This is a genomic window from Cupriavidus sp. 09_S30, assembly GCF_056930435.1.
This window is the reverse complement of sequence record NZ_JBXOWI010000002.1, coordinates 2,669,329-2,684,969: the sequence shown is the minus strand read 5'-3', so window position 1 is coordinate 2,684,969 and position 15,641 is coordinate 2,669,329. Positions and strand designations below refer to the sequence as shown.

General features: G+C 69.2%; 16 protein-coding genes. 12 read left to right on the top strand and 4 right to left on the bottom strand.

The features are described 5' to 3' along the window. Positions 1-136 precede the first annotated feature (136 nt). Positions 137-2,113: a PhoX family protein gene (locus AC1Z3O_RS32185; protein WP_483522109.1), complete on the top strand. Its 1,977-nt coding sequence runs from the start codon at positions 137-139 to the stop codon at positions 2,111-2,113. 75 nt (positions 2,114-2,188) lie between these two features. Here the strand turns inward: AC1Z3O_RS32185 and AC1Z3O_RS32180 are convergent, their stop codons facing one another. The 4 genes from AC1Z3O_RS32180 to AC1Z3O_RS32165 form a co-directional block, all read right to left on the bottom strand. Further along, positions 2,189-2,635, bottom strand: a complete 447-nt coding sequence (locus AC1Z3O_RS32180; RefSeq protein WP_483520965.1) for a hypothetical protein — start codon at positions 2,633-2,635, stop codon at positions 2,189-2,191. 250 nt (positions 2,636-2,885) lie between these two features. Further along, entirely contained in the window at positions 2,886-3,665 is a 780-nt protein-coding gene (locus AC1Z3O_RS32175; RefSeq protein WP_483520964.1) for an anti-sigma factor family protein, read from the bottom strand. Beyond that, on the bottom strand, positions 3,662-4,222 hold the full coding sequence (locus AC1Z3O_RS32170) for an RNA polymerase sigma factor (protein ID WP_483520963.1): 561 nt from the start codon (positions 4,220-4,222) through the stop codon (positions 3,662-3,664). Before AC1Z3O_RS32170 ends, AC1Z3O_RS32175 begins: the two co-directional genes overlap by 4 nt. Positions 4,223-4,533: 311 nt before the next feature. Beyond that, positions 4,534-5,127, bottom strand: a complete 594-nt coding sequence (locus AC1Z3O_RS32165) for a TetR/AcrR family transcriptional regulator (protein ID WP_483520962.1) — start codon at positions 5,125-5,127, stop codon at positions 4,534-4,536. A gap of 183 nt (positions 5,128-5,310) precedes the next feature. Here AC1Z3O_RS32165 and AC1Z3O_RS32160 point away from each other — a divergent pair, with 183 nt between their 5' ends. From AC1Z3O_RS32160 to AC1Z3O_RS32110, 11 genes are all read left to right on the top strand, one after another. Then, entirely contained in the window at positions 5,311-6,132 is an 822-nt protein-coding gene (locus tag AC1Z3O_RS32160; RefSeq protein WP_483520960.1) for an alpha/beta fold hydrolase, read from the top strand. Positions 6,133-6,143: 11 nt separating this feature from the next. After that, positions 6,144-6,440, top strand: coding sequence for a hypothetical protein (locus AC1Z3O_RS32155; protein ID WP_483520958.1), 297 nt, complete (start codon positions 6,144-6,146; stop codon positions 6,438-6,440). A gap of 48 nt (positions 6,441-6,488) precedes the next feature. Next, positions 6,489-7,328, top strand: coding sequence for a DODA-type extradiol aromatic ring-opening family dioxygenase (locus AC1Z3O_RS32150; RefSeq protein WP_483520957.1), 840 nt, complete (start codon positions 6,489-6,491; stop codon positions 7,326-7,328). A 66-nt stretch (positions 7,329-7,394) separates the two neighbouring features. Next, complete coding sequence (locus tag AC1Z3O_RS32145; protein WP_483520955.1) at positions 7,395-7,739, top strand: non-heme iron oxygenase ferredoxin subunit; 345 nt, start codon at positions 7,395-7,397, stop codon at positions 7,737-7,739. Between the two features lie 21 nt (positions 7,740-7,760). Then, a complete protein-coding gene (locus AC1Z3O_RS32140; protein WP_483520953.1) occupies positions 7,761-9,185 on the top strand; it encodes an aromatic ring-hydroxylating dioxygenase subunit alpha in 1,425 nt (474 codons plus the stop codon). Then, positions 9,182-9,742: a 3-phenylpropionate/cinnamic acid dioxygenase subunit beta gene (locus AC1Z3O_RS32135; RefSeq protein WP_483520951.1), complete on the top strand. Its 561-nt coding sequence runs from the start codon at positions 9,182-9,184 to the stop codon at positions 9,740-9,742. Before AC1Z3O_RS32140 ends, AC1Z3O_RS32135 begins: the two co-directional genes overlap by 4 nt. Positions 9,743-9,749: 7 nt before the next feature. After that, positions 9,750-10,565 carry a 3-(cis-5,6-dihydroxycyclohexa-1,3-dien-1-yl)propanoate dehydrogenase gene (hcaB, locus tag AC1Z3O_RS32130; protein WP_483520949.1) on the top strand — a complete coding sequence of 272 codons (816 nt, stop codon included), beginning with the start codon at positions 9,750-9,752 and terminating at the stop codon, positions 10,563-10,565. A 60-nt stretch (positions 10,566-10,625) separates the two neighbouring features. Next, complete coding sequence (locus tag AC1Z3O_RS32125) at positions 10,626-11,660, top strand: NAD(P)H-dependent flavin oxidoreductase (protein WP_483520947.1); 1,035 nt, start codon at positions 10,626-10,628, stop codon at positions 11,658-11,660. A gap of 78 nt (positions 11,661-11,738) precedes the next feature. Next, positions 11,739-12,518: a 2-keto-4-pentenoate hydratase gene (locus AC1Z3O_RS32120; RefSeq protein WP_483520945.1), complete on the top strand. Its 780-nt coding sequence runs from the start codon at positions 11,739-11,741 to the stop codon at positions 12,516-12,518. A gap of 47 nt (positions 12,519-12,565) precedes the next feature. Beyond that, a complete protein-coding gene (locus tag AC1Z3O_RS32115; protein ID WP_483520943.1) occupies positions 12,566-13,741 on the top strand; it encodes an ABC transporter substrate-binding protein in 1,176 nt (391 codons plus the stop codon). Further along, a complete protein-coding gene (locus AC1Z3O_RS32110; protein WP_483520941.1) occupies positions 13,738-15,606 on the top strand; it encodes a feruloyl-CoA synthase in 1,869 nt (622 codons plus the stop codon). The genes AC1Z3O_RS32115 and AC1Z3O_RS32110 overlap by 4 nt, the downstream gene beginning before the upstream one ends. Positions 15,607-15,641 lie beyond the last annotated feature (35 nt).

The following is a 15,641-nucleotide window of genomic DNA, read 5'->3' as shown; positions in this document are numbered from 1 at the left end:
GTCAACATCTTGTAACAATGCGGACGTAGCATGCGGACCCGGGCGTGGGCTGATCCGCGCCGCAGGCCGGATGCCCGGTTCGCGGCGGGTTCGCCGCGTCGCCATCCGCATGCCACATCTCTATTCCGACCCGACCATGCTCGACAAACCTGACGCTTCCCGCCGCAAGGCCCTGAAGATCCTGGCAAGCGCGCCGATGCTGCCGCTGGGCGCAGCCACCACAGCCCTGCTCGGCGCGGCTGGTGCCGCCGAGGCCGTGACGCCGGCGCGCGCGGGCTTCACGGGCGCCACCTTCGAAGGCATGGTAGCGCCGACGCTGGCAGATGCTGCGGCCATGGCTACCACCACGGTGGGCTCGGGCATGACGGTGTCGTTCAGCGATGGCAGCAGCCGCAGCTACAAGCTGGCCTACCATCCCTTCTTCACCACCGGCGACAAGGTGCCGGACGGCAAGGGCGGCACGGTGGTCGCCGGCGGCTACTACGATATCCGCAACCAGCCGATCGTCGACGACTCGGTGGCAGGCAAGCCGCGCCAGTTTTACTCGGACAGCCCGGACGGCACCTCGCTGCTCAAGCTGGAGAAGGTGGACAAGGCGGCCGTGCCTGGCGTGAAGGGCAATGCGGTGTTCGCAGTGGTGCAGTTCGAGTACACCACGCGCGATCAGAAGGGCGACAATATGTACGGCATGCTGCCGTCGCCGATCGCCGTGCTGACGCTGGACCAGGACCCGAAGACCGGCAGCCTGCGCCTGGTCAAGTACCACAATGTGGACACGTCCGGCGTGAACGGCCTGTGGATCACCTGTGGCGCCAGCCTGTCGCCGTGGAACACGCACCTGTCGAGCGAGGAGTACGAGCCCGACGCGACCAAGGCGGCAACCGATCCGCAGTTGCGCGGCTTCAGCAAGCATCTCTTTGGCGATGCCGGCAAGGCCAATCCCTACCACTACGGCCACCTGCCCGAAGTCACCGTCCACCCGGACGGCACCGGCAGCATCCGCAAGCATTACAACGTGGGCCGCATCTCGCACGAGCTGGTGCAGGTGATGCCTGACGAGCGCACCGTGCTGATGGGCGACGACGCGACCAACGGCGGCCTGTTCCTCTTCATCGCCGATCGGGCGCGCGACCTCTCCAGCGGCACGCTGTACGTGGCCAAGTGGCACCAGACCTCGGGCACCGGCCCGGGCGCGGCCACGCTGAGCTGGATCCGGCTGGGCAAGGCCGACAGCGCGCAGATCCGCGCCCTGGTGGACGGCGGCATCAAGCCGGCCGACATCATGGATGTCAAGACGGCCGATCCGCAGGACAGCGGCTATACCCGCATCAAGTACGGCGGCAAGGACAACTGGATCAAGCTGGTGCCGGGCCAGGAAAAGGCGGCGGCCTTCCTCGAGACGCACCGCTACGCGGCGCTCGTGGGCGGCAGCATGGGCTTTACCAAGATGGAAGGCACCACCGTCAATATCCGCGACAAGAAGGCCTATTCGGCCATGTCCCGCATCGAGAGCAGCATGCTCAAGGGCAATGCGGCCAACGGCGGCGATATCCAGGTGGAGGGGCCGTATTCCGGCGCGGTGTACGAGCTCAACCTGAAGGGCGGGCAGAAGGACCAGTCCGGCGCGGCGATGGAAAGCGAGTGGGTGCCGGTGGACATGGCGGCGGTGCCCGCCCTGGTCAGCGAGGACCTGGGCGGCGGCGCCAAGAAGCAGCAGGACGCGCTGGGCAACTTCGCCAACCCGGACAAGATCGCCACGCCCGACAACCTGAAGTTCTCGGAGAAGCTGCGTACGCTGTTCATCGGCGAGGACAGCAATACCCACGTGAACAACTTCCTGTGGGCCTACAACGTCGACACCAAGCAACTCAGCCGCCTGCTGTCGTGCCCGGCGGGCGCGGAGTCCACCGGCCTGCACGCGGTGGACGAGATCAACGGCTGGACCTACATCATGAGCAACTTCCAGCACGCCGGTGACTGGGAAGCGCCGCTGCACGACAAGGTACAGGCGACGCTGGATCCGCTGATCCGTGCGAACTACAAGGATCGTTCCGGCGCAGCGGTGGGCTACCTGACGGCCGACGTGTCCGCGATCCGGCTGGCCAAGGCCTGAGGCCGGCGGCGCGGCGCCGAGCGAACCCTGGAGGCGCCGGCCTCCGGGGTTTTTTTCATGGTAGACGCCTGCGCTTCAGCGGTGGCCACCGCCGCCCTGGAAGCCGCCACCGTTGCCATGGAAGCCCCCCATGCCACCGTGGAACCCGTTCATGCCGCCGTGAAAGCCGCCGTGGAACCCCGCGCCGGGCCGGTGCATGAAGGCGTGGGATACGTGGTGGACATGGTGGAAGCGGTCGATGAAGATCACCGTACCGAAGCCGAACGGTGCCCAGTACCAGGGATCGCCCCCGTAGTAATACGAGTCGTCGTATGGGATGCCCCCGGCGCCATAGATATCGACCATCTGCCAGGTCCCATCAGGTTGCAGGCAGGCCAGGCCGCTCAACTGCTCCAGCCTGCCGTTCACGTCGTACTGTCCGGTCATCTCCTGGCAGGGGCCGTTCATGTTCTGGCCACAGGCCGGCGCGACAAAGCCCAGGCTGGCGAGCGCCAGCGCTGTGGCTGCTAAACGCGTACTCATGATTGCCACCCTGAGCGCGAATTCCCGACGTCACGGTCCGGCCCGGACAGGCGCCGCTGGCGCGGAAGATCCCAGGATCTGCGCGCCGCGGTCTGCGCGCCGGCGCTGGGCCGCCTCACGCGGCACATCGGTTTGCCCGCAGGGCGGCCGCGATCCGCAGCCGTCCTGCTTTTACTCTTAGCTTAGTAAACGGGTCAGGGCAGGCGCTTATTCCGCGTCGAGCGCGCGTGTGCCGGTTGCCTGACGCTGTTCAGCGCCAGTCTTGCGGATGGCCGCCGAGGCTGCTGCAGACATCGACGGCGATCTCGCGCAGGCGCGGCTCGCTGCGCTGGCCGGACAGGGCGTAACCGGCACCGTTCATGGCCCAGTAGAAGGTGCGGCGGTCGTCCTGGCCGAGCACACGGAATGCCGCCTGCTGCGGCGAGGCGGCGGTGATGTACAGCGTCAGCCGCACGCCTGCCGGATTCTGGTACATCAACTGCGCGGCCGGGCCATTGGCGCCGGGCAGCAGCCGGCCGCCGACCAGCTTGTAGCCATATTCGTCGAGCGCGGGCACCGTCAGGGTGCGCGACAGGCGGCGGGACAGCCATGCCACCAGATGGGCTTGCTCCGTGGCCGGCACCTCGACCGGGTGCCGCTGTTCCGGCGCGAACACTGCGTAGGCCTGATCGGCGTGGCGCGCGAATGCCCACGGGTCGGCTCCCGCGGCGCCGAAATCGGGCAGCCGTGCGGCCCCGATGCCCAGTGCCACGCCGACCGCCAGCCAGCCCAAGGCCAGCGCCGTGCGCCGCCAGGAGCTGGGCCGGGCCCGCACGATCAGGTAGCGCTCGTCATCGCGCAGCGGAAACAGCGCCCGCAGCGCCGAACTCTGCCGCTGGTAGTCGCTGACTCTCGCGGCCGCTTGCTGGTCATGCGCAAGCGCCGCCCAGGCCGCTTCGTGTTCCGGGGGCGGCAACTCGCCATCGACCAGGGCCGAAAGCCGTTCGAGACCGGGGTCGGGTGGTGGGGCGGCGTCGCGATCGTCGCTCATGGCGTGTTCCTCGTGGCATCCATCGGCGCGGGCGGGCGGCCGCTGTCGTCGCGCTCACCGCCGTGGTTGTGCTTGCGGGCATCGTCGCCGCGCAGCAGCACGCGCAAGTGCTCGCGCGCGCGTGACAGCCTGGACATCACTGTGCCTACCGGCACCTGCAGGATGGCCGCGGCCTCGCGATAGCTGAGCTGCTCCAGCGCTACCAGCAAGAGCACCTCGCGCTGCTCGGGCGGCAGGCGGTAGAGCGCGCGCTGCATGTCGCGCAGCATGAGGCCATCGACCTGCTGGTCCGGCGTCTCCAGGCGCAGCCAGAGCGGATCGGCATCGTCGACGGCGATCTCGCGCCGCTTGCGCAATTGGTCGATATACAGATGGCGCAGCACGGTCAGCAACCAGGCGCGTGGATTGTCATGGGCGCGCAGCGACGCCGCCCGGCCGAGCGCCCGCTCGGCGGTATCCTGTACGAGGTCGTCGGCCCAGGCAGGATCGCCCGTCAACGCGCGCGCATAGCGCCGCAGTTGCGGCAGCCAGGCAGCGATGTCGTTGTCGGCGCGCACCGGTAGCAGCGGACAGGGCAGTCTCAGTCGCTGCCTGCCACGCCCCGCGCGGGTCGCAGGATCGCGTTCGGATACGCTTCTGCCATATCGGTCTCCTTGCCTCGTGCGCCGGGAACGTCCTTCCGGTGCCTGTGCGTGCCCTCGGCGCCCAAGGATGCCCGGGCCTGGGCCTCGCGCGGTCTCTGCGCTTTCAAATGACCCCACGCCGTAAAGACGTAAACGCGCCGCCGCGGCGGATTATTCCCGCCGTGGGGCGCCTCTCTTCAGGCTAGGCGATGGATCGGGTTTGCGGAGGCGGTGTTGACGCAGCGTCAGACCTGGGCCAGCAGCAGGCGCTCCATCAGGGCCTTGCGCTCATCTTTTTGCGCGGCCGTCCCCTGGTTGGACAGCAAGGATTCCGACAATTCGTAGCTGTATAGCGCGAAGGCCCGCGCGCGTGCCTCGCCGATGCCGAAGCCCAGCGCGCTGAAGCACTGGGCGACGTAGGACAGCCGCTTGGCGTCCACTTCGTCCACGATCTGCCGCACGCGCTCGTCGCGGCGCGCCCAGGCGCGGATGGCAAGTTCGGTCGACGCCGCCTCCTGCGCCGCGGCGCCGCGGAAGGGCAGCGACAGCAGGTCGCGGATCAGCTCGCGCGGCGGCAGGCCGCGCCGCTCGAAGCGATCGATGATCTGTTCGGTGGCCTCGTCGCGCCAGGCCATCAGCATGCGGTGCAGCAGGTCGTCGCGGTCCTTGAAGTGCCAGTAGAAGCTGCCGCGCGTGACGGACATCTCCTTGGCCAGCACCTCGACCCGCACGGCGTCGACGCTGCGGCTCACCAGCAGGTTGCGGGCGGCCCGGATCCAGTCTTCCGGCGTCAGCTGGTTGCGCGGCTGCGGGGATGGCTCGGCGGTACTTCTCGGCATGTGGACTCCAGGACTGCGGGCAAGGACTGCCTCGCATTCTACCGCTGCCGATCCATACGGTTATGTATTGTATTGTCGTCGCCGCAATGCGCGTTAACACCTAGGAATTACGTCAGATTTCGCCTTGACCACGCGCGACCTCGTTCATACCATACACATACGTATGTGTATGGAGAAACCGTGATGGGCAAGTTTGAGGGCGTGGGCAAGACGCTGCTGGCCGCCGAGCACCAGACCAACTACTTCGAGGTGGGCCAGGGCAAGCCCTTGTTCCTGCTGCACGGCTCCGGTCCGGGCGTGTCGGGCTGGACCAACTGGAAGGGCGTGATGAACGAGCTGGCGCAGTCGTTCCGCGTGGTGGTGCCGGACATCGCCGGCTTCGGTTTCACCGAGTTCAAGGACGGCACCAAGTACGACATCAAGCTGTGGGTGCGCCACCTGGTCGGCATCCTGGACGCGCTGGGCATCGAGAAGGCCTCCTTCGTCGGCAATTCCTTCGGCGGCGCGCTGTCGCTGGGCCTGGCCGTGTTCGACCCGAAGCGGGTCGACAAGCTGGTGCTGCTGGGCACGCCCGCCGGCGAGTTCGAGCAGACGCCCGGCCTGCGCTCGGCCTGGGAGTACGAGCCGTCGCCGGAGAACATGGAACGCACCATGCGCTTGTTCCCCTTCGACCAGTCGATCATCACGCCCGAGATGGTGCAGTCGCGCTATGAGGCGAGCGCCCGCCCGGGCGCGCAGGACGCGCTGCGCAAGCTGATTCCGCAGCCCAACGCGGAAGGGCCGACCATCGTCAAGGGCTTCCCCGAGCATGTCGTCGCCAAGGTCGAAGCGCCCACGCTGGTGCTGCACGGCCGCGAGGACCGCGTGGTGCCGCCCGCCTGCGGCCAGCTGCTGGCACGCGCCATCCCCAACGCCGACCTGCACCTGTTCGGCCGCTGCGGCCACTGGGTGCAGACCGAGCGGCGCGACACCTTCCTCAAGCTGGTCGCCGATTTCTGCGCCTGAGGACGCACGCCATGAGCCGCAACGTACTCGAGCGCGTGCTGCATCAGCTCACCGTGGACCGTGCCGCCAAGCAGCGTTTCCGCGAGGACGCCGCGGGTTACCTGCAGCGCTTCGCGCTGAGCGAGGCGGAGCGCGCCATGCTGACCGGCTTCGACGTGCTGGGCCTGCAGCAGGCCGGCGTCAACCCGATGCTGACCATGGGCTTCTGGCAAGAGCTGTCGCCCGAGCGCGACATGCGCGCCTATATGCGCAAGCTGCGCCCGGTGGGCGCCAGCGAGGCGCTCCACAGCGCGGCGCTCAAGCAATAGGCAATAGGCGCGAGCAGCAGGCAATCCGGACGAAGAGAGAGGAAGAAGATGGGACAGATCGTTGGCGGCTTCCTGGTGCCGCATGATCCCGTGATGTTCGTCGCGCCGCAGGCGCCGGCGGCCGACGTACAGGAACGCATGTGGGGCGCCTTCCGCCAGTGCGCCCAGCGGCTCGCGGCGCTGGAGCCGACCAGCGTGGTGATCGTCGGCGCCGACCACTACATGCTGTTCGGCACCAGCTGCCTGCCGAGCTACCTGATCGGCACCGGCGACGTCGACGGACCGCTCGATGCCATGCCCGGCCTCAAGCGCGGCGTGATCCCCAACAGCGAGGCGCTCGCCACCCACATCGCCGCCGACGGCCACGCACGCGGCTTCGACTGGGCCGTGGCGCGCGCGCTGACGGTGGACCACGCCATCGCCATCCCCAATCAACTGATGGTGCAGCCCCTGCGCGAGGCCGGCCACGCGGTCGGCACCATCCCGGTCTATCTCGCCGCAGGCGTGGACCCGTACATCCGCATGGGCCGCGCCATCGAAGTGGGCCGGCAGATCCGCGAGGCGGTCGCTTCCTTCGATGCCGGCGAGCGCGTGGCGGTGATCGGCAGCGGCGGCATCAGCCACTGGGTCGGCACCGCGGAGATGGGCAGAGTCAACGAGGCCTTCGACCGCCAGATCCTCGACTACGCCGTGCGCGGCGACCTGGCCGCGCTGGCCGCGCTGCGCGACGAGGACATCCTCGCCAACGGCGGCAACGGCGGCATGGAGATCCGCAACTGGGCCTGCGCCATGGGCGCGCTGGAAGGCGGGCGCGGCGAGGTGATCGCCTACGAGGCGGTGCCGGAGTGGGTGACCGGCCTGGGCTTCGTCCAACTGCATCTGCAGTGAAGCAGGCGCCAAGGTAATCGCGAACGCAAACGGATAGCAGAACGGATAGCAGAACGGATAGCAGAGATGAGCAAGAAGATTTTCCTGATCCAGCGCGATGCGCTGCAGCCCGGCGAAGTGCGCAAGGTGGAAACGCAGGACTGCCCGCTGGCGGTCTACAACGTCGACGGCGCCTTCTACGCCACCAGCGACGTGTGCACGCACGCGACCGCCTCGCTCTCCGAGGGCGAGATCGTCGACGGCGACCTGATCGCCTGCCCGCTGCACGACGGGCAGTTCCACATCCCCACGGGGCAGGCCATGGGCTTTCCCTGCACGGTCGACCTGCGCACCTACAAGGTGATCGAAGAGGGCGACGCCATCTACGCCGACCTGGACGCGGAATCCGAGGCTGCCGCGTCCGCCATCTGAAGGCAATCCGAGAGACACGCCATGACCGCATCGACCAACGCACCCGCACACGACTGCACCGGCAATTGCGAGCGCCTGCGCAAGGATCCCGTCAGCGAGCCGCTGGCGGGCCTGGAGCGCCTGATCGACCTGGACGCCGGCCGCCTGTCGCGCCGCGTCTACTGGGATCAGCGCATCTACGAGCAGGAGCTGGAAAAGATCTTCGCGCGCAGCTGGCTCTTCCTCGCGCATGAATCGCAGATTCCCAAGGCGGGCGACTACGTCACCACCTATATGGCGGAAGACAACGTCATCGTCGTGCGCCAGAAGGACGGCTCGATCAAGGCCTTCCTCAACACCTGCCCGCACCGCGGCAACAAGATCAACTTCACCGACGCCGGCAACGCGCGCGGCTTCATCTGCAACTACCACGGCTGGAGTTTCGGCATCGACGGCGCGCTGCGCGGCATGGCGGGTCAGGAGCTGTTCGAGGCCAGCGGCATGGACCGGGCCGAGCATGGCCTGCATCCAGTGGCGCAGGTGGCCAGCTACAAGGGCCTGGTGTTCGGCAATATGGACCCGGACGCGCCCCCGCTGGAAACTTTCCTGGGCGACTTCCGCTACTACCTCGACGTGATGCTGGACATGGACGGCGAGGGCACCGAGTTCGTCGGCGGCTGCGTCAAGTCGGTGATCCAGTGCAACTGGAAGGTGCCGGTGGAGAACTTTATCGGCGACATCTACCACGCGCTGTGGACGCACGATTCCGCCGCCCGCGCCATGCTGGGCGGGCCGGTGGCCGAGGTCTACAAGAATCCGGACTCCTACCACGTCAACGTCAACGGCCATGGCTGGGAATTCAACCTCGACGTGGTCGGCAATGCCGCCACGCTCGGCGACAAGGAAATCCGCAAGTACCTGTACGGCATCCAGCCCAAGGTGGCCGAGCGCCTGGGCGAGTTCCGCTCGAAGATGATCGGCTCGATCTCCTCGGTCAGCGTGTTCCCCAACCTGTCCTTCCTGCCGGGGCAGAACACCTTCCGCGTGTGGCACCCGCGCGGCCCCGGCAAGATCGAGCTGCACACCTGGACCATCGTCAACAAGAGTGCGCCGCAGGAGATCAAGGACCGCTGGCTCAAGGGCACCATGATGACGTTCTCGCCCTCGGGTGTGTTCGAGATGGACGACGGCGAGAACTTCGAGTTCTCCACGCGCACCAACGCCGGCTTCGTCACGCGCCAGCAGGACCTCTACATGGGCCTGGGCCGCGGCACGCGGCTGGACGACACCGAGCTGCCGGGCAACGTCTACCGCAACCAGGTCAACGAGGCCAACCACCGCGCCTTCTATCAGCGCTGGCTGGACCTGATGCAGGCGAAGCACTGGGGCGACGTGCCCGAGCGCGACAAGGCGACGCTGCCGGACAGCGCCTTCCTCTACAGCAAGCAGGCGAAGGAGGCCGCATGAGCGCGCTGCCCTGGGAAGCCGGTATCGAGACCGCGCAGGCCGCGGATCTGGCCACCACCCACCGCATCACCCAATTCCTTTTCCGCGAGGCGCGCCTGCTCGACGCCGAGCGCTGGGACGACTGGCTGGCCCTGATGAGCGAGGACATCCACTACTGGATGCCCGCCATCGAGAATCGCCGCCGTGCCGACAAGCTGGGCGCCTATGCGCCGGGGCGCGGGGCCTACTTCGACGACAAGCACCTGGACCTGTCGCGCCGCGTGGCGCGCTTCAAGCAGCCTTCGGCCTGGGCCGAGGACCCGCCCACGCGCCATGTGCATGTGATCAGCAATGTGGAGGCGCTGCACGGCCCGGAAGCGGGCGAGTTCGTCGTCCATTCGGTCTTCGTCAACTACCGCAGCCGCGGCGAGGCCGAGAACGACCTGCTGCTGGGCCGGCGCGAAGACCTGCTGCGCGTGCATGGCGACCCGGAGGACGGCGACTATCGCATCGCGCGGCGCAAGGTCGTCATCACCCAGTCGCTGTTCATGTCCAAGAACCTCAATACTTTCCTCTGACGCTGACATGGGCTGGCTAGACAAGGATGTGGCGCTGGTGACCGGCGCCGGCTCGGGCATCGGCCTGGCGGTGGTGCGGCGCTTCCTCGCCGAGGGCGCCGCAGGCGTGGGCGCGCTGGTGCGCAACGCTGCGGCGGCTGATGCGCTGCGTGCGGAGTTCGGCGAGCGCGTGGCGGTGACGGTGGGCGACGTGCGCTCGCCGCAGGCCAATGACGAGGCCGTGGCCGCCACCGTGCGCGCCTTCGGCAAGCTCGACACCCTGGTAGGCAATGCCGGTGTGTGGGACTACTTCGCGCCACTGCGCAAGTTCGCCGACGGCGAGCAGCTCGCACAGACCTACCGCGAGGTGTTCGACGTCAACGTGCTGGGCTACCTGCTGGCCGCCTATGCTGCGGCCCCGGCGCTGCGCGAGAGCCGCGGCAGCATGATCTTCACGCTGTCCAACGCGGCCTTCTATGCCGGCGGCGGCGGTGCGGCCTACGTCGCCTCCAAGCATGCGGGCGTCGGCCTGATCCGCCAGCTCGCCTACGAGCTGGCGCCCGAGGTGAGAGTCAACGGCGTCGCCCCGGGCGGCACGGTGACGCCGCTCAAGGGGCCCGAATCGCTCGGCAAGCAGAACGCCAGGCTGTCGGAGATCCCGGGCTTCTCGGAAGCGGTGGCGAACGCTGTGCCACTGGGCTTTATCGCCCAGCCGGAAGACCACACCGGCCACTACGTGCTGCTGGCTTCGCGCACCAACTCGCCCGCCACCACCGCCGCCATCCTGCAGAGCGACGGCGGCTGGGAGGTGCGCGGCAGGCCGGGACGCAAGCCGCAGCCCTGAGCCGGGCCACGCCCCCCGCCGCCCGGCGAACAGAAGACCCACAACCACACCAAGAAAACCATGATCGCCCCCGAATCCCCGCCCAACAGCGGCGCCGCAGCGCACGCCGCGCTGCGCGCCGCCTTTGCCGGCGCGCGCCTGCCGGTGATGGCCGCGCCCATGTTCCTGGTCTCCAGCCCCGAGCTGGTCTGCGCCAGCCGCGACGCCGGCATCGTCGGCACCTATGCCGCGCCCAACGCGCGCGACATCGCCGCGCTCGAGGCGGCGCTGGCGCAGATCGCTGCCCATGCCGCACAAGGCGACGGCCCGCCGTGGGCCCTGAACATGATCGTGCACAGCAGCTACGACCGCTTCGATGCGGAAATGGCGCTGGTCGAGCGTTACCGCCCCGGCATCGTCACCACCGCGCTGGGCAGCCCGCGCCGGGTCCTGGAGCGCGTGCACGGCTACGGCGGCCTGGTGATTGCCGACGTGATCACGCCGGCGCTGGCGCGCAAGGCGATCGATGCAGGCGTGGACGGCCTGGTGCTGGTGACGAGCGGCGCCGGCGGCCACACCGGCCAGTACCACCCCTTCGCCTTCCTGGAAGCGGTGCGCCGTTTCTGGGACGGCCCCATCGGGCTCGCCGGCGCCATCTCCACCGGCGCGCAGATCCGCGCGGCGCAGCTGCTCGGCGCTGACTTTGTGGTGATGGGCACGCGCCTGATCGCCACGCCGGAGAGCATGGCCGCGCCGGCCTACCGCGACCTGCTGGTGGCCAGCGAGATGGAGGACCTGGTGTTGTCCGCCGCCGTCTCCGGCGTGCCGGCCAACTGGCTCAAGTCCACGCTGGACGCCGCCGGCTTCACCGACGAGCAGCTCGGCCAGGCGCGCAAGATCGATTTTTCTGGCGACATCGCCGCCGCGCCCAAGGCCTGGAAGCACGTCTGGTCGGCCGGGCACGGCGTGGGCGCGGTGCGCGCGGTGGCGCCGGTGGCCCAGGTCGTCGAGGAGCTGGCGGCCGGCTACGGCGCCTGCCTGCAGGACGAAGCGCGCGGACTGCAGGCCCTGCTGGCCCGCCACGCCCCGGCCGCCCTCCAGCTGGCCGCCGCCTGAGCTCTCAGCGGCGCCCCCCGGCGGCGATGCGACGTCCGCGCGCCGAGCCAAAGAACAGAACCGAGAGGAAGACAACGCATGACAGCCACCCCCATCCAGCAAGCGGCCGACGCCCTCTACGAGGCCCGCCGCACCCGCACGCCGATCGCGCGCGTCTCCGAAACCTTCGGCATTGCCGGCCTGGAGGCCGCCTACGCGGTCGCCGCGGCCAACACCCGGCGCGCGCTGGGCGAGGGCCGCGTGCTCAGCGGCAAGAAGATCGGCCTGACCTCGCGCGCGGTGCAGCAGCAGCTCGGCGTCGACCAGCCCGACTTCGGCATGCTGTTTGCCGACATGGAGTACGTGAGTGGCGCCGACGTGCCGGTCAGCGCGCTGATCCAGCCCAAGGCCGAAGGCGAGGTGGCCTTCGTGATCGGGCGCGACCTCGACGAGGCGCCGACCTGGGGCCGCTTCCTGCGCGCGGTCGAGTACGCGCTGCCTGCCATCGAGATCGTCGACAGCGCGATCCAGGACTGGCGCATCACGCTGGTCGACACGGTCGCCGACAACGCGTCGTGCGGGCTCTACGTGCTGGGCGCCGACCCGCGGCGCATCACCGACCTGACGCTGCCGGATTGCGCGATGCGCTTCGCGCGCAACGGCGAGACGGCCTCGGAAGGCAGCGGCGCAGCCTGCCTTGGCCATCCGCTACATGCCGCCTGGTGGCTGGCGCGGACCCTGCTCGCCATGGGCGAGCCGCTGCGCGCGGGCGATGTGGTGCTGTCCGGCGCGCTCGGACCGATGTTTCCGGTTGCGCGGGGCGACATGTTGATGCTGGAGGTGGATGGCCTGGGCAAGGTGCAGAGCCGGGCCGATTGATCGATGGATGCAAGCGCCCGCGCGAGAACGGGCCACAGGAGACTGCAATGCACAATAGCAACAGGAAGAACCGCACGCTGGGAAAATGGGCCGCGCTGGCCGCAACCGTGGCCGTGATGGTGTGGGCCGCGCCGCTGCGCGCGCAGGCGCCGCAGGTGACGATCGGTGTCACCGTGTCCGCCACCGGGCCGGGCGCCTCGCTGGGCATCCCCGAAAAGCAGGCCATCGGCATGCTGCCCAAGACGCTCGGCGGCAAGCCGGTGCGCTACGTGGTGCTGGACGATGCCACCGATCCCTCCGCCGCCTCGCGCAATGCGCGCAAGCTGGTCGAAGAGGAAAAGGCGGACGCCATCATCGGTTCGTCCACCACGCCGGCCTGCCTGGCCGTGGCGGCGGTGGCGGCGGAGGGCCGCACGCCCTCGATCGGACTGTGCCCCTTCGTGCCCAAGCCCGAGTGGATGCAGTGGGCCTTCTCGCTGCCGCAGTCGGTGGCGGTGATGTCGGCGGCGCTGTTCGACGACATGCGCGCGCGCCAGGTCAAGACGCTGGGCTTTATCGGCTACAGCGATTCCTATGGCGAATCCTGGCTCAAGGACGTGCAGCAGCGCGCCCAGGCCGCCGGCATCCGGCTGGTGGCGACCGAACGCTATGCGCGCACCGACCAGGCCGTCACCGGCCAGACCGTCAAGCTGCTGGCGGCCCGGCCCGATGCGGTGATCGTCGCCGGCAGCGGCACGCCGGCAGCCCTGCCCATGAGCGCGCTGCGCGAGCGCGGCTTCAAGGGGCCGGTCTACCAGACGCACGGCGTGGCCAACAACGATTTCCTGCGCGTGGGCGGCAAGGCCGCCGACGGTGTGCTGCTGCCCGCCGGCGCGCTGCTGGTAGCCGAGCAGCTGCCGGCCACGCATCCGAGCAAGGCGGTGGCCGGCGATTTCGTCAAGCGCTACGAGGCGCGCTACGGCGCGGGCTCGCGTGACCTGTTCGCCGGCTATGCCTACGATGCCTATCTGGTGCTGGAGCGCGCAGTGGCGACCGCGGCCAAGGCCGCGCAGCCCGGCACGGCGGAATTCCGCCAGGCGCTGCGCGATGCCATCGAAGCCACCGCCGATCTGCCCGGCTCGCACGGCGTGATCAATATCAGCAAGACAGACCACTCCGCCTATGACACGCGCGGCCGCGTGCTGGTCAAGGTGCAGGATGGCGGCTGGAGGCTGCAGCCATGAGCGCGCTGCCCGTCTTTCCTTCTGCCCCGGCGGCGCCGGCCTTGCCCGTGGCGCTGGCCACGCCGCGCATCCTGCGCGAAGACCGTGCCGACGGCAGCTTCGTGCTGCGCTCGGCCGAAGCGCTGCAGCCCTATGCGCGCTGCATCGGCGACTGGCTGGAGCATTGGGCGCGCGCGGCGCCTGCGCGACCCTTCCTGGCCGAGCGCGCGGCCGGTGGCGCCGGCTGGCGCGAGGTCGGCTACGCCGAGGCCTTGGCGGCGGTGCGCGCACTGGCGCAGTCCTTGCTCGACCTGGACGTGGCGCCCGACGAGCCCGTGGTGGCGCTGTCGGACAACAGCGTGAACCTGGCGCTGCTGTCGCTGGCCGCCATGCATGTGGGACGCAGAGTCGCCGTGGTGTCCTCGGCCTACACGCGCCTGACGCGCGACCACGCCAAGCTGCATGCGATCCTCGACCGGCTCGAACCGGGACTGATCTATGCCGAGGACGGCGAGCTGTACGGCCCCGCCATCGCTGCCTGGCGCCCGGCCTGCCCGGTGGCCTTCACCAGCGGCGCGGCGGCCAGCGGCATCGCCTGCGCGCTGGGCTTCGACGACCTGCTGGCCGCGCGCCCGGGTCCCGAGGTGGCGGCCGCTTTTGCCGCGGTGGACGGCGATACCGTCGCGCGCTTGCTGCTGACCTCCGGCTCCACCGGTGCGCCCAAGCTGGTGCCGAACACGCACGGCATGCTGTGCGCCAACCAGCAGATGATTGCCCAGTGCTGGCCCTTCGTCGACCACGCGCATCCCGTGGTGCTCGACTGGCTGCCGTGGAGCCACACCTTCGGCGCCAACCACAACTTCAACCTGGTGCTGCGCAACGGCGGCACCCTGTACATCGATGGCGGGCGCCCCGCGCCCGGCGCTATCGAACAGACTGTGGCGAGCATCCGTGAGGTGCGTCCCACGCTGTTCTTCAACGTGCCGCGCGGCTATGACGTGCTGCTGCCCTACCTGGAGGCGGACCCGGCGCTGGCCGAGGCGCTGTTCGGGCGGCTGGACATGCTGTTCTTCGCCGCCGCGGCCCTGCCGCAGCCGATCGCGGAGCGCCTGCGCGCGGTGGCGCGGCGGGCGCGCCAGGCACCGCTGTTCTTCACCACCGCGTGGGGCTCGACCGAAACCTCGCCGGTCATCACCAGCGCGCACTTCGCCACCACCGAAACGCGCAATATCGGCGTACCGGTGCCCGGCCTGGAGCTGAAGTTCGCACCCTGCCAGGAAAAGTATGAGCTGCGCGTGCGCGGTACCTCCGTCTTCCCGGGCTACCTGGGCGACGCGCAGAAGACGCGCGAGGCCTTCGACGAGGAGGGTTTCTACCGCATGGGAGACGCCGGCCTGCTGGCCGATCCGCACGATCCCAGCGGTGGTGTCATCTTCGACGGACGCGTGTCGGAGGACTTCAAGCTGACCACCGGCACCTGGGTGTCGGTCGGCAACCTGCGCGTGCACGCCGTGTCGGCCTTGTCGCCGTACGCGATGGATGTGGTGGTGGCCGGCCACGACCGCGACGAGGTCGGTCTGATGATCTTCCCCGCCGCCCCGCTGCGCCAGCTCGCCGGCGACGCACAGGGCGCGCTGTGCGGCAAGTCGCTGGGCAGCCATCCGGCGGTGCGCGAGGCGCTGGGCAAGGTGCTGGCCGATCTGTGCCAGGGCGCGGGATCGGCGCAGCGCCCCGTACGCGCCGTGCTGCTGTCGGCGCCGCCCTCGATCGAGGAGGGGGAGATCACTGACAAGGGCTATGTCAACCAGCGTGCGGTGCTGACGCGCCGCGCCGACGATGTCGCCCGGCTGTATTCGGACTGTGTTTCGGTGATCCGACCGCTGTGACTTGCTGTAACCCCCGGGCTCCCGCCTGTCCGGCG

Excerpts from the sequence above, each read along its gene's own strand:
- AC1Z3O_RS32185 (WP_483522109.1), top strand. The coding sequence starts at position 137 with ATGCTCGACAAACCTGACGCTTCCCGCCGCAAGGCCCTGAAGATCCTG.
- AC1Z3O_RS32180 (WP_483520965.1), bottom strand. The coding sequence starts at position 2,635 with ATGAGTACGCGTTTAGCAGCCACAGCGCTGGCGCTCGCCAGCCTGGGC.
- AC1Z3O_RS32175 (WP_483520964.1), bottom strand. The coding sequence starts at position 3,665 with ATGAGCGACGATCGCGACGCCGCCCCACCACCCGACCCCGGTCTCGAA.
- AC1Z3O_RS32165 (WP_483520962.1), bottom strand. The coding sequence starts at position 5,127 with ATGCCGAGAAGTACCGCCGAGCCATCCCCGCAGCCGCGCAACCAGCTG.
- AC1Z3O_RS32160 (WP_483520960.1), top strand. The coding sequence starts at position 5,311 with ATGGGCAAGTTTGAGGGCGTGGGCAAGACGCTGCTGGCCGCCGAGCAC.
- AC1Z3O_RS32155 (WP_483520958.1), top strand. The coding sequence starts at position 6,144 with ATGAGCCGCAACGTACTCGAGCGCGTGCTGCATCAGCTCACCGTGGAC.
- AC1Z3O_RS32150 (WP_483520957.1), top strand. The coding sequence starts at position 6,489 with ATGGGACAGATCGTTGGCGGCTTCCTGGTGCCGCATGATCCCGTGATG.
- AC1Z3O_RS32145 (WP_483520955.1), top strand. The coding sequence starts at position 7,395 with ATGAGCAAGAAGATTTTCCTGATCCAGCGCGATGCGCTGCAGCCCGGC.
- AC1Z3O_RS32140 (WP_483520953.1), top strand. The coding sequence starts at position 7,761 with ATGACCGCATCGACCAACGCACCCGCACACGACTGCACCGGCAATTGC.
- AC1Z3O_RS32135 (WP_483520951.1), top strand. The coding sequence starts at position 9,182 with ATGAGCGCGCTGCCCTGGGAAGCCGGTATCGAGACCGCGCAGGCCGCG.
- hcaB (WP_483520949.1), top strand. The coding sequence starts at position 9,750 with ATGGGCTGGCTAGACAAGGATGTGGCGCTGGTGACCGGCGCCGGCTCG.
- AC1Z3O_RS32125 (WP_483520947.1), top strand. The coding sequence starts at position 10,626 with ATGATCGCCCCCGAATCCCCGCCCAACAGCGGCGCCGCAGCGCACGCC.
- AC1Z3O_RS32120 (WP_483520945.1), top strand. The coding sequence starts at position 11,739 with ATGACAGCCACCCCCATCCAGCAAGCGGCCGACGCCCTCTACGAGGCC.
- AC1Z3O_RS32115 (WP_483520943.1), top strand. The coding sequence starts at position 12,566 with ATGCACAATAGCAACAGGAAGAACCGCACGCTGGGAAAATGGGCCGCG.
- AC1Z3O_RS32110 (WP_483520941.1), top strand. The coding sequence starts at position 13,738 with ATGAGCGCGCTGCCCGTCTTTCCTTCTGCCCCGGCGGCGCCGGCCTTG.